Source organism: Acinetobacter sp. 1125_18A (assembly GCF_052824985.1).
Genome location: NZ_VTDG01000012.1, coordinates 1 through 13,493, shown reverse-complemented (window position 1 = coordinate 13,493; position 13,493 = coordinate 1). Strand labels below are relative to the sequence as shown.

The window sequence follows — 13,493 nt, the reverse complement described above, 5'->3', positions numbered from 1 at the left end:
CTTACAAAAATACATCAACATCACAATAGTTTATAAATTAACTTTTTATCATATAAATACATTACATAAAATCATGTATAAATTTTATTTTTAAAATTCAATATTATAAACAAATAAAATGGTAAAATTTAAGTCATTATTTTAGTTTTAAACAGTATTTTTAACATACAACAATGAGAGAAAAATAAATAAAATTATTTTTATTAATATATTTTTAATTCAACCAAAATAACATTTTTGTCATTTTGAAGTAATATAAATCACATGATCACCAAGCTTAGTGATTTTAATTGGATATTGAGTCACCAATAACCGTAGCGTTTGATCTAAATCCTGCTTCGCATTAATCACCCCACTGACTTTATAATCTTTTAGGGTCGAATGATTAAATATTAAATATTGATGATGATAACGCCCCAAGTTGGTCAGTAAATCAGCTAAAGGAAGTTGATCTGCCAATATCTGATGTTTATCCCAAGCAAACTCGGTAGATGCAATATCCAACTCAGAAATCGGACTTAAACCAAGTGGATCAGCGCTAATTTTTTCACCTTGTTTGACCACTTTTACTTGAGAATTTTGAGCCAATGAGTGAGTTTCTACCTTTGAATGCAACATATTTAACACACTACTATTTGAGTACTGATAAACGATAAATCGTGTACCGAGCGCTTTAAAATCAGCTTGAGCTGTATGAACAATTAAAGGGCGTTGTGGGTCTTTAGCAACATCAATATAAATGTCCCCTTGGACTAAATTGATTTGTCTTTTTTCAGCGGTAAAATCAAGTTTAATGGCAGATTTTGCAGCTAAAGTCACTTTGGAACCATCTTCCAAGGTAATGGAATGCATTTGCCCTATCTCAGTTTTATAATCAGCCATGTAGTAAGACATCATTGTTGAATGAGCAGTGAAATAAACAACACCACCGATACTCACACAGAATACCAATACTTTGCTAAACAGTTGTAAAATATGTTTTTTACTTTGTTGGCTGACTTTCATTGAATTTCGAACGTTTTGGCTGGATATGCCATGCGTTGTCGAAAACTGTTGCATCGTTTCAGAAAAATTAAGCATTTGATCGAGTTGATCATGATGTTCAGGATACTTGCTTCGCCATGCCTCAAACTCAATTTGTGCTTGTTGACGTTCATGCAAATCATCGGTATTTAAACGAACAATCCATAAAGCCATCTCTTTCTGTAGCTGTTTAGCGTTCATTTAGCCCTAGCTCAAGCAAATTGTTTTTCGCCTCATAACATAACTGTAAGCATTCAGCTAAATAGAGCTGTGTCGTGCGTAATGATTTACCAATCTCAGTGGCAATTTCACTCTGACTATAGCCTTCAAAGTAATACATGATAAATGCTTTTCGAGTCAGTGCTGTTGTATCCTGTAAAGCGATGGTGAGAAAATCTAAAATAAGTACAGCCTCTTCAATTTGATTTGAAGTGACTAAAAGATCTTGATCTTCCGTATGCTGTTTGAGTGTTTCTAAATAATTTTGCTCTAAAATATAACGACGATGCTTATCAATCAGCAGATGTTTTGCCACATTGACCAAATATGCGCGCGGTTCTTGAATTGAAAAAAGCTGTTTGGTTTGCAGCAATTTGACAAAAGTATCTTGAACCAGATCTGCGGCAGTAAAAGGATATCTAACACGCGAGTTCAACCATTGTTTCAGCCAATCATGGTGATCCAAATACATCTCTTGCAAGATTTGTTGCCGCGATGGTGTGGGGAGAATTGGAATCATAAAATTAAATAAAAATTCTAAACAATAATAATTATCGTTTACATTTTGTGATTTGTAAATGCTATCCTAAAGAACTTTTTTGTAAGCTCTGTTGCGGTTTTTATCCAGTTCATTCGTCATCTCTCATATAACCCATTTTTTCATAGACTTTTTTAAATAAGAGAATTACATGAATCAAGCACTGATCACTGAACCCAATGCCAATGCGCAACAAGAACTCAGTTTAGCTATGCGTCTCAAATTACAGACCGCAGATGAGCATGAAAGAATGCATACGCTGATGGCAAAAGCAGACGTATTTTCAAGTTTAGAAAAATACGCTTTATTCACCTTGTCTCAGTATTATTTTCAACTTGAAATCGAGCATTTATTTCAACTAGATCAAGTGGCTTTACATATTACCGACCTTGATATCCGTGGTCGTTCTGCACAAGCACTGTTAGATCTACAAGATTTAGGCATTCAACCCCAAGGCCAAACTTTAGAAAGTTTAAATGTAACGTTCCCTGCTGCTTTAGGCTGGATTTATGTTTCAGAAGGATCAACTTTAGGCGCGGCATTTTTATTTAAACAAGCGCAGCAACGTTTAGGCTTAAGTGCTGAAAATGGTGCGCGCAATTTGGCAGCTTACCCTGAAGGTCGAGCAAAGGTTTGGAAACGATTTGTTCAAGCATTAGATCAAGCCGAGCTCAGCCCTAGCCAAAAAGACGAAGTTATTCAAGGCGCACTGAATGCATTTAAATATTTTGGCAATGCCTTAATCAATTTAGAACAGCTTAAGTAATTCTATTGCAGTGAAAATTTTTAATTCATTTGTGTAAGCAATAGAACTTTAATAAAGCAAAAAATGATCATGTGGAGCAAATTCATTTTGGTATTGAAAGTCCCTTCTCCCACTGGGAGAAGGCTAGGATGAGGGGCTTTTATGTTGATTTACGGTTTTAAAAAGGCCGAATGAAAGAAGCCGAATGTCTTACTCTTGTACGGTCTTGTCTTTGCACTACAAACAAAGCAGTACTTTGTTTTTGCTAATGTTGAGCAAGGGATACTCCTATACGCCACGATAGCTACGCCTTGTTGGATTCAATGAAGAAAAGGTACTTACACTGCCCAGCCTAAGTTGCAAAGTTTAAATTTAATTTGCGTAAACAATAGATCTTTCATAAATCAAAAAATGATTATATGGCGTAAATCATTTTGCTATTGAAAGTCCCTTCTCCCACTGGGAGAAGGCTCTTTCAATAACAATATGATTCACTCAACATGACCATATTTTAATAGATGGAAGCGTTCTAATATTCCAGTGTTCAATATCTTTTAAAATTGCCTCAACAACATCGTTTTCAAACTAGGTTATCTATAGCCAATCTATTACAATGGCTTCTTTTATTCAGCACAGCATATTTTGAATCGCTCATCTTCCCAATTAAAACGTGGACTTAAAAATCGTCATATCCAATTGATCGCTATGGGTGGCGCTGTGGGTACAGGATTATTTTTAGGTTCTGCACAAGTCATCCAATCTGCTGGTCCTTCGATTATTTTAGGCTATGCCATTGTCGGTTTGATTGCCTTTTTAATCATGCGCCAAATGGGTGAAATGATTGTAGAAGAACCTGTTGCAGGTTCATTCAGTTATTTTTCACAAAAATATTGGGGAAAATTTCCTGGCTTTTTATCTGGCTGGAATTACTGGGTAATGTATATTTTAGTCGCCATGACTGAACTTACAGCGGTGGCTAAATATGTGCATTATTGGTGGCCGCATATTCCCGCTTGGGTCTCCGCTTTATTTTTCTTTGTCATCGTGACTGGTTTTAATCTAGGCAATGTTAAATTTTATGGTGAATCAGAATTTTGGTTAGCCATTATCAAAGTTGTTGCTGTGATTTCGATGATTGTGTTTGGTTTATATCTTTTGCTCACAGCAGGTGCGGATTCAACTGCAACTGTGGCAAACCTCTGGCAACATGGCGGATTTTTCCCACATGGTTTTTCAGGGCTATTTTATATGCTGGCCTTTTTAATGTTTGCATTTGGCGGCATTGAATTGATTGGGATGACGGCTGCCGAAGCAGAAAACCCTGAAAAAAGCATACCACAAGCAGTCAATCGCGTGATTTTCCGTATTTTGGTTTTTTATGTGGCTTCTCTTGCCATCATCATGTCATTAATTCCATGGAATCAACTTGATCTTGGCGGTTTAGATAAAAGTCCCTTTGTAATGATTTTCAGCCAACTGGGCTTAGGTTGGGCAGCACATTTACTCAATTTTATTATTCTAACTGCCGCACTTTCGGTATATAACAGTGGTATGTATGCCAATAGTCGTATGCTGTATGGGCTTGCAGTACAAGGCAATGCACCGAAGATGTTTGCAAAAGTCAGCAAACAAGGTGTACCAATCACTGCGGTGATCTTCTCTTCTATACTGATTTTTGGTTGTGTATTACTAAATTATTTTGTGCCTGAAGAAGCATTAAGTCATCTGATGTATTTGGCTGTTGCTGCTCTGGTTTTAAACTGGGCACTGATTAGTTTTACCCATTTAAAATTTAAACGTGCTAAAAAGTTGGAAGGGACAAGGGTAAAATTTCCCTCATTGTTTTCACCCGTAAGCAATTATATTGTTTTAGTTTTTATCAGTATGATCCTATATATCATGTGGGTGCAAAACTTTAAAGAATCGGTCATTTTGATTCCAATCTGGATTATTGTGATGTTTGGATTATTTAAAATTTTGAGTTGGAATAAATCACGTTAGTATTTTAAAGGCTTATTTAGGATCTGTTGACATTTCATACCTATAACATTCAAATGTTAATATCCATAAGCTCAAGTGGGTATGAATGAAGCAGGGTCTTTTGGAAAATTTTATGACACAAGATACAAAACGAAATAAAGGTTCATCGATCACACGAGTACTTGAGATTTTAGAAGCCATTAGTGAAGCAAAACATCCCCCTTCCCCACTTGATCTCTCTTTAGCCCTTGATATTCCAAAGCCCAGTATTCATCGACTCATCCAACTATTAGAAAAAGAAGGTTATGTCAAAGTAGATTTACATGGTGGCTTGTTGGTGGGTGGAAGAGTCAAACAACTATTATTTAATGTTTGGGAAAATGAAAAATTTAGAATTGAACGGTTTTCTATTTTAGAAAAACTGTCAAATAAGATTGGCGAAACCTGTGGTATAGCAATCCTACAAGATAATCATATGTTGTATGTAGACCGTATACAGACAAACTGGCCATTACAGGTATATTTACCCGTCGGTTCAACAGTGCCTGTCTGGTGTACATCAAGTGGCAAACTTTTTTTAAGCCATTTATCCGCAGAAAAAAGGAAAAATATTCTAAAAAATATTCCAATCACCCAGTACACCAAAAACACCATTACAGATCTTAATTTGCTGGAATCTGAAATTCAGCGTATTGGCGTGACAAATTTAGGCACCGATAATGAAGAGTTTATCGCAGGGATGGTGGCCTGTTCAGTGCCTATACTCCACCCCAATGGTGAAATCATTGCCTGCTTATATACCCATGCGCCAAGTATTCGAAAATCCTTAGATGACTTAATCAGCTATCAAGATGCATTAAGAGATGCAGCCAATGATTTAAACATCTATATAAAAAATTCAATCGATTAAATAATAAAAGCTAGCGACTTAGAATACCCAAGTCTCTAGCTTTAAAAACTCAAGTCTTAAAATGATCCAAAATATGTTCCAAGTGTAATCACTCCAATCAACGCAAGTAGTGGAAAAATAACTGCGACCACAAACATGTCATAATAAGATTGCTTATGCGTAAGACCACAAAGTGCAATAATTGTAATCACTGCGCCGTTATGTGGAAGAGAATCTAAAGAACCTGAAGCCATAGAGGCAACTCTGTGCATTAATTCAGGTGAAATGCCAAAATCTTGTGCTAGATTCATATAGGTTTCACCCATCGTATTCAATGCAATACTCAAACCTCCAGACGCAGAACCTGTAATCCCAGCCAGTACATTGACCAAAATTGCTTCTGAAACCAGCGGATTACTTGGCGCTAAACCGACTAAAAAATCTTTTAAAATAACAAAACCAGCTAAAGATGCAATAACTGACCCATATCCCACTTCTGAGGCTGTATTAAAAATAGGTAAAAATGAAGAAGAAACACCATTTTGAATACTGTCTCGAATATCATTAATCCGTTTCCAATTGAGCGCAATAATGGCAATACATGCGATCACCAATGCAGTAATAATCGACCAAAGACCAATCACAGAGTTTAGACTGGTGTGACCAAATTGAGCCGTGGCCAAATATGAAGTATCCATACTTGGAAAAATCACTTTAGATAATATTAAATTCGATAAAATCACCAATACAATCGGGATCATTGCAATCAGTAGGCTAGGATCTGAATGGGTTAAAATTTCTTTATGATGTTCAATATGATTACCATAACCTTCGCCTTGTTTTATCGAATGTTCAACTCTTCTATTCAGCCACCACATCCCCGTGATTAACATAAAAATCGAGGCAATGATGCCAAGCACAGGCGCAGCATATAGGTCTGTTTTAAAATATGGCATTGGAATTGCGTTTTGAATCGCAGGCGTACCAGGCAATGCGGTCATTGTAAAGGTTAATGCACCCAGCATGATTGCCGCAGGAATGAGTCGTTTAGGAATACCCAGTTCTTTAAATAATGCCGAAGCAATTGGAAATACAGCAAAGCCCACCACAAAAAGCGAAACACCACCATAGGTTAAGATTGCACAGGAAATCACAATCGATAACATCGCGCGATGATGCCCTAAGCGTTCAACAAAAAAAATTGCGATTGTGCGAGCTGATCCACTGTCATCCATGAGTTTGCCAAAGACAGCGCCTAACAGAAAAAGTGGAAAATATTTAATGATGTACCCACCTAGACCACTCATAAATACTTGCGAATAAAACCCTAATAATTCATGCGTCATCCCACTCCAAATGACCGCAAACAGTGCGAGTAAAGGCGCCAAAATAATGACACTAAAACCTTTGTAAGCTAAATACATGAGCAATACCAAGGACACTACTATTCCAAATAGTCCTATCATTCTAAACTCCATTTATTTAATTATATTGATACATAATGTATCGTTATATATGTATATCTAATTTTGAATGAGGAATCTAGACAAAATTCTTTTTCACTTTAAAAAACAGATCAAATTATTGTTATTTATAGATAAATAATTTTATTTAAATAAAATTCATAAAAAACCTGTTTACATATAATTTTATATTGATACGATACATATCAATATACAAATATTATAAAGCTAATTTACAGCATGCAACTTGGTCTTTTTTTAAATACAAAATGCATGTAAATGGAATGAAACTAAAATGGAGTTCGCTTATGTCACATACAATTTTATTGCCCAGATTTCTTGAAATCGGAAAAAATGCCCGACAGAAAATTCCTCACATTTTAAAAAGCTTAGGCTGTAATAAACCACTGATCATCACTGATCAAATGATGGTGAAGTTAGGCTATATCGCGGATATTCAAAAGATTCTTAAACATGAAAATATTGAAGCAGACTTTTTTGATCAAACCATTCCAGAACCCACCTCAAGTTCTATTGAAGCTGGGGTTCAGTTTATTCAAGCACATCAATATGATTCAATTATTGCTGTGGGTGGTGGTAGTCCGATTGACAGTGCAAAAGCCATTGGCATCTTAGGTCGCTATGGTGGAAAAATCCGAGATTATAAGTTCCCTAGACAAGTCAATGAACAAGGCTTACCAATTATTGCTGTTCCAACAACAGCAGGTACAGGTTCTGAAGCAACCAAATTCACGATCATTACCGATGATGAAAGTAATGAAAAAATGCTCTGTGTCGGTGCTGGTTTTATGCCCATTGCTGCGATTGTGGATTATGAACTGACGTTAAGTTTACCTGCCCGTACCACAGCAGATACGGGTATAGATGCTTTAACCCATGCGATTGAAGCCTATACCAGCAAAAAAGCCAATCTATATAGCGATACTCAAGCATTAGAGGCCATGCGCTTAATTGGCCCAAACCTTAAAAAAGTCTATTTTGATCCAAATGATGAAGCTGCCCGAGAAGCATTGATGCTGGGTGCAACATTGGCTGGTGTGGCTTTTAATAATGCATCTGTTGCCTTAGTTCATGGCATGAGTCGGCCTATTGGCGCGTTTTTCCATGTCCCGCATGGTTTATCGAATGCCATGTTATTGCCCATGATTATTGAATATTCAATACCTGCTGAACCTGAAAAATATGCGAACTGTGCCAAGGCCATGGGGGCAGCGCAGCAAAATGATTCTATTGAATCTGCCAATGCCAAGTTAATTGAAGCATTAAAAGACATTAATACATCCCTTCAAGTGCCAACTTTAGAAGCTTTTGGAGCAGATAAGCAATATTTTGACGAAGTTGTAAATACTATGGCAGAACAAGCACTTGCTTCAGGCTCACCAAGTAATAACCCTCGTCTTCCAACCAAAGAAGAAATCGTAAAACTTTATCAGCAATTATGGTCTTAATTTTTAACCAAAATAAATCAGGAGATCTCAATGAATACAATCGGGCATTTTATTAATGGACAACTTTCAACAGAAGCGAGTCGTAGCCAAAAAGTATTTAATCCAGCAACAGGTGAATCAAATTCTCAAGTGGCCATTGCCAGCCAAAAAACGGTACTTGATGCAATAGCGGCAGCAGAAAATGCCTTTCCGGCATGGCGTGATACCCCAGTGATCAAACGTGCGCGAGTCATGTTTAAGTTTAAAGAGTTGCTGGAAAAAAATGCCGATAAAATCTGTGAGCTGATTGGTTTAGAACACGGTAAAATTTGCCATGATGCAGCTGGGGAATTACAGCGCGGGATTGAAAATGTTGAATATGCTTGCGGTGCACCCGAATTTTTAAAAGGTGAATTCTCCAAAAATGTTGGGCCGAATATTGACTCTTGGAGTGAATTTCAACCTTTAGGTGTCGTTGCAGGAATTACCCCATTTAACTTTCCTGTGATGGTGCCACTTTGGATGTTCCCAATGGCAATTGTCTGTGGCAACTGCTTTATTTTAAAACCTTCTGAGCGTGATCCATCTTCAACATTATATATTGCTCAATTACTAAAAGAAGCTGGACTTCCCGATGGTGTCTTTAATCTGGTCAATGGCGATAAAGTTGCAGTAGATACACTTTTAAATGATCAGCGTATTCAAGCGGTTAGTTTTGTAGGCTCAACACCAATTGCTGAATATATTTATAAAACGGCCACAGCTGCCGGCAAACGCTGTCAAGCTTTAGGTGGGGCAAAAAATCACGCCATTATCATGCCCGATGCAGATGTTGATAATGTGGTGAATTCCCTCCTTGGTGCTGCTTTTGGTTCCTCAGGTGAACGGTGTATGGCGCTTTCTGTTGCGGTTGCAGTCGGTGACGAAATTGCAGATACCGTCATTGTTAAACTTCAAAATGAAATCAGTAAATTAAAATTCGGGCATTATGCTGATAAAAATAATGATTTTGGACCTGTGATTACGGCTGAACATAAAGCTAAAGTGATTGGTTTTATTGACAGTGCGGAGCAACAAGGTGCAAAAATTGTTGTGGATGGCAGACAAGCAAGCGTTGGCGATTATCAAAATGGTTTTTTTGTGGGGCCCACTTTAATTGATCAAGTTACCGCGAATATGCATAGCTACCAACAGGAAATTTTTGGCCCAGTCTTACAAATTATGCGGGTAGAGACCATGCAACAAGCCATGGATCTGATTGATAATCATGAATATGGTAATGGAACATGCATCTATACCCGTGATGGAGAAGCAGCACGTTATTTCTCAGACCATATTAAAGTAGGTATGGTAGGTATCAATGTTCCTTTGCCTGTACCTGTTGCTTATCATAGTTTTGGTGGTTGGAAACGTTCACTCTTTGGTGATTTATATGCGTATGGTCCAGATGGTGTACGTTTTTATACACGTCGAAAAACAATTACTCAACGCTGGCCGTCAGCTAACATCCGAGAAAACAAACAATTTTCAATGCCGACTTTAAACTAAGACTATTCAAATTAAGATGATTCAAATCTAGACGGTTTATTTATCTATAAAGCGTCTCTGGCTATTTGGGAAGTATTCAACACTATTTTTTAATACTTCCCAAATGTTTTGACATTTAAGTTTTAAATTGAGCTTGTAACTTTCTAAATCACATACAAATATTATTTTAATAAAAATATTTTAAACCTAATAAATACTTTAACCCCTTAAATACAATTCATCAAATTCAAAATATAAATACCCACCCTCCTTTTACGAATCATTAAATCAAGAAAAATTTAATTTAAAAAACATACAATAACTCAATAATAATATTTAAAAAATTACAAAATAAAATCCTCACTTTAGAAAAAACTGATTGAAAATCGATTCATTTAAAATAAACTTTAAAATACATTAATAATAAACAAACCAATATGATATCAAAAAAACATTTTAAATTTTATTTTTAGGCAACAAACAAATCAACTACAACAATATACTTTATCACACCACAAACAAATCAAAATTCATGATCAAACAATGACTTATTTAGATCCAAAAAATATAAATCAGAACCATATAAAAAAATAATCATTTTCCCTCATGTTTAATCCCTTGAACCCTATAGTTGATCAAACCATTTATCGACTTTATTTCAATACTATAATGACTCATCAATTTTTTTGCTTTTTTGGGATTTACTTGTCGTAACACATAAACCAATTGGACAATAATTGTTTTGTTAAAATCAGATCTTTTTTGCGCAATTGCAAATCTACTTATATGATTTTTTTGAAGTTTCACACCCCTCATTTACTTTTCATCACTATTAATGACATCAGAAGATTTTAAAATTAAACGTTGGATGACTGTTCGAGTAACTGAATAATGCTTAGCAATTGAATAAACAGTATGGCCTTTTTTAAACTTATCCAAGGCTTCTTTCTTTTGCTTATCAGTTAAAATCTCAGGACGACCAACACGTTTTTTTGCTTTATTCATAATGCTCTTTTTAGAAAAACTAGATTTTTCTTCAAAATCAGAACATAACTTTAAAAAATGCATAAATAATTTCTTAAGATCTCCCACAATTTCATTTTTTAGAAAAATCTAAACAGATTAATCGAATTTTTTTTTAAAAATCAAATTTACACTTGAAGATACTTCGTTAAAGTTACCACCTAATGAATCAATTCCATTGATTAACAATAAATCACCGCTTTCCATCGCATAATTCACTAAATTAATAAATTTATTTCTATATTTTAATGATATACCTGCTTCGACCTCTTCAAAAATTACTCGCTTATTTGGTATTTCATAACCAGCGTTTGAAATATAGGAGACATAGTTACTGTCTTTTATAGACAAATCATCAACTCTAAAATATGCATAGACTCGCACAACAAATAACCCTCTTATAATTAAAAACAATTATTATAATCTTACACTAATAAAAAAAACATCTGTTGAAAATTATATTGGTGTTTTAAACACTATTAATCATTTAAAAACATAAAATCACATTAATTATTAACAAACATAAAAAAATAGCAGAATTAATTTAAGCACACGAAATAAAAAAATCATTTAATAAACAAATACAATAAATTAGCGACAAAATAAATAATATGATGTAAGAATTTTTTCAAAAAAATAATTATTTATTTCACTAACCTTTAATATAAAAAACCACTTAAATAAATAAAAAAATATAATTTAGGTGTTTTTAATAGTGTAAATTAATAATTTAATTATATGTATTCTTTTTTATAATTAACATCATGATAAAAAATCATGATGTTATTGTGAGTATCTCTTAAAATTCGACCTGTACAGTTACAGTATCACTATATTTACCAGCAGGCAGACTCAGTGAGTTTGTATCGAGAATTTTTGTCGTGAAAGCATAACCTTGCTGCGTATTTGCATCATAAATACCAGGATTTGTAGTCGCTACATCACTCGACCACTGCTCGTTATTTCTTCCCCAACGTTCTGTGGTTGAGTTTTTATAAATTTCATAACTCATATAGTTATTCCCCGTTTCTGACTTCATTGCACGTTGATTACCATTTTGTGGATAAAGACCATCATTCAGGCTCACTTTATAAGGGGTCTTGACTGAACAACGTATTCCCATCGAGGTTTTCACTGGTTGAAATTCCGACGCAAAAGCAGCTGTCCCAAAGTTCACATCATTAGTCGAAATGCGACAATCTGGTAAAACTTCAACACTCAAACTTAATGAAGCATCACTACCAGTCCCCCAGTCAGTCAAGAACCCTAAAAAATTAAGTTTCAAACCAGGGCTTTGAAAATAGAGAGAAATTGGACCAATTCCAATAGCTGGCACAGAATAATACCATTTGACTTTAAATGGTGATTCAGCTCGGTATATCCCAGGTGATACAACCTGACCTGAATTAATTTTCGCCTTAAATTGTAATGCGCCAGATGGACCACTAAATAAATTAATCAGTGAAAATCCACCCAATTCAACTTCTTTACCAAGTGAAATTGGGTTGTCTGCGGTATCTAAATAATTCACAATAAGACGTTCACCAGTGACACTATTGATATAGTTTACTGGCATCTGATCGACCCGATATTTTATATAATTTAATGTTGCAAAGGTCAGAAATGCCTGACACCTTAAACCTGCACTAAACTGATTCGACTGTATTCCACTTTCTGTCAAGGTGATTGAAGGAATCTTACCAATGGAAACATCACCACTTGAGTTAACACTACAATCAGCCTGACTCTGAGTTGTAATCAATATCAACCCAGAGAATAATAGACCTGCGGGTATTATTTTTTTTAAAGTAATCATGGTTTAGCCACCTCACGACAAACAACCGACTTAATCACTGCAATCTGTTGTTGCGCTTGTTTTAAATCCAACGAAAAGTTTGCTTCACATACGCTCTGATCTGGCAGTTGCACTCTAATGCTATTCTCTGCTCTCAGATCTTCAAGATAAGCAATCCCATCCATCCCCACATAACTCGATTCTTGATCCGCACGATGTACCACCGCACCCACAGGAATCGCTTGCCCATTGCTTTGCACTAAAGACACATTGGCCGCATAAGACTGTTTGATTGGGAAGCCAATCACCACACCTGAACCGCGTTTTGCCGCAATCCGATTTTCAACTTGGGTTGCATTAAAGTTTGAAGGTAAATCGATCGGGTTAATACTGTATTTAGCCGCGTAATACGGGGTCACTGACGGTACAAATACATAGCCCTTCGCGTTACTCCGCCCCACCAAGCTGTTTTCATAATGCACAGGGACATCTGCAACTTTATTGGTATCAATCAAAGCAAACGACTCACCCAATCGATTGGCAGCAAAGACATTACCTGACATCAACACCACCGAACCTGACAGTCCAAACCAATAGTTGTAATCATTGCTACCCGACATGCCGACATCGGTATTAAAATATTGGTTACGGTAGCTGACTCGTGCCTGATTAAAGTCATCACTGTTTTCATTAAAACGTCGAGTTAAATCAACACCAACACCACCATCCAACGGTGCACTACGGTTATAGTTGATATAAGAATAATCACCACTGGATTGTTGGCTATAGCCTAGATTAGCTGTGGATCTGCTCTTGGAAAATGGAACCGACAACTGAAATGCT

At 35.8% G+C, this 13,493-nt stretch carries 10 protein-coding genes and 1 pseudogene; 5 read left to right on the top strand and 6 right to left on the bottom strand.

Going from position 1 to position 13,493, the window contains the following annotated elements; genetic code table 11:
* Positions 1–240: 240 nt before the first annotated feature.
* Both FY049_RS17575 and FY049_RS17570 read right to left on the bottom strand, forming a co-directional pair.
* The gene (locus tag FY049_RS17575; protein WP_446084073.1) at positions 241–1,224 is read right to left on the bottom strand and encodes a FecR family protein; all 984 of its coding nucleotides are present in this window, start codon (positions 1,222–1,224) and stop codon (positions 241–243) included.
* On the bottom strand, positions 1,214–1,762 hold the full coding sequence (locus FY049_RS17570) for a sigma-70 family RNA polymerase sigma factor (RefSeq protein WP_446084072.1): 549 nt from the start codon (positions 1,760–1,762) through the stop codon (positions 1,214–1,216). The genes FY049_RS17575 and FY049_RS17570 overlap by 11 nt, the downstream gene beginning before the upstream one ends.
* A gap of 169 nt (positions 1,763–1,931) precedes the next feature.
* Here FY049_RS17570 and FY049_RS17565 point away from each other — a divergent pair, with 169 nt between their 5' ends.
* From FY049_RS17565 to FY049_RS17555, 3 genes are all read left to right on the top strand, one after another.
* Positions 1,932–2,546 carry a biliverdin-producing heme oxygenase gene (locus tag FY049_RS17565; protein WP_446084071.1) on the top strand — a complete coding sequence of 205 codons (615 nt, stop codon included), beginning with the start codon at positions 1,932–1,934 and terminating at the stop codon, positions 2,544–2,546.
* 621 nt (positions 2,547–3,167) lie between these two features.
* Positions 3,168–4,526: an amino acid permease gene (locus FY049_RS17560; protein ID WP_081407405.1), complete on the top strand. Its 1,359-nt coding sequence runs from the start codon at positions 3,168–3,170 to the stop codon at positions 4,524–4,526.
* Positions 4,527–4,638: 112 nt separating this feature from the next.
* On the top strand, positions 4,639–5,415 hold the full coding sequence (locus FY049_RS17555; protein WP_224963923.1) for an IclR family transcriptional regulator: 777 nt from the start codon (positions 4,639–4,641) through the stop codon (positions 5,413–5,415).
* A gap of 56 nt (positions 5,416–5,471) precedes the next feature.
* On the opposite strand, the gene FY049_RS17550 is transcribed toward FY049_RS17555, so the two are convergent.
* Complete coding sequence (locus FY049_RS17550; protein ID WP_224963924.1) at positions 5,472–6,860, bottom strand: GntP family permease; 1,389 nt, start codon at positions 6,858–6,860, stop codon at positions 5,472–5,474.
* A 305-nt stretch (positions 6,861–7,165) separates the two neighbouring features.
* Here FY049_RS17550 and FY049_RS17545 point away from each other — a divergent pair, with 305 nt between their 5' ends.
* Both FY049_RS17545 and FY049_RS17540 read left to right on the top strand, forming a co-directional pair.
* The gene (locus tag FY049_RS17545) at positions 7,166–8,326 is read left to right on the top strand and encodes an iron-containing alcohol dehydrogenase (protein ID WP_224963925.1); all 1,161 of its coding nucleotides are present in this window, start codon (positions 7,166–7,168) and stop codon (positions 8,324–8,326) included.
* A gap of 30 nt (positions 8,327–8,356) precedes the next feature.
* The gene (locus FY049_RS17540; protein WP_327857394.1) at positions 8,357–9,853 is read left to right on the top strand and encodes a CoA-acylating methylmalonate-semialdehyde dehydrogenase; all 1,497 of its coding nucleotides are present in this window, start codon (positions 8,357–8,359) and stop codon (positions 9,851–9,853) included.
* A gap of 795 nt (positions 9,854–10,648) precedes the next feature.
* Here FY049_RS17540 and FY049_RS17535 read toward each other — a convergent pair.
* The 3 genes and pseudogenes from FY049_RS17535 to FY049_RS17525 all read right to left on the bottom strand — a co-directional run.
* A pseudogene (locus FY049_RS17535) lies at positions 10,649–11,239 on the bottom strand (recombinase family protein).
* A gap of 415 nt (positions 11,240–11,654) precedes the next feature.
* A complete protein-coding gene (locus FY049_RS17530; RefSeq protein ID WP_224963927.1) occupies positions 11,655–12,671 on the bottom strand; it encodes a Csu type fimbrial protein in 1,017 nt (338 codons plus the stop codon).
* A partial coding sequence (locus tag FY049_RS17525; RefSeq protein ID WP_446084070.1) for a fimbria/pilus outer membrane usher protein occupies positions 12,668–13,493 on the bottom strand: 826 nt, incomplete at its 5' end. The genes FY049_RS17525 and FY049_RS17530, both read right to left, overlap by 4 nt.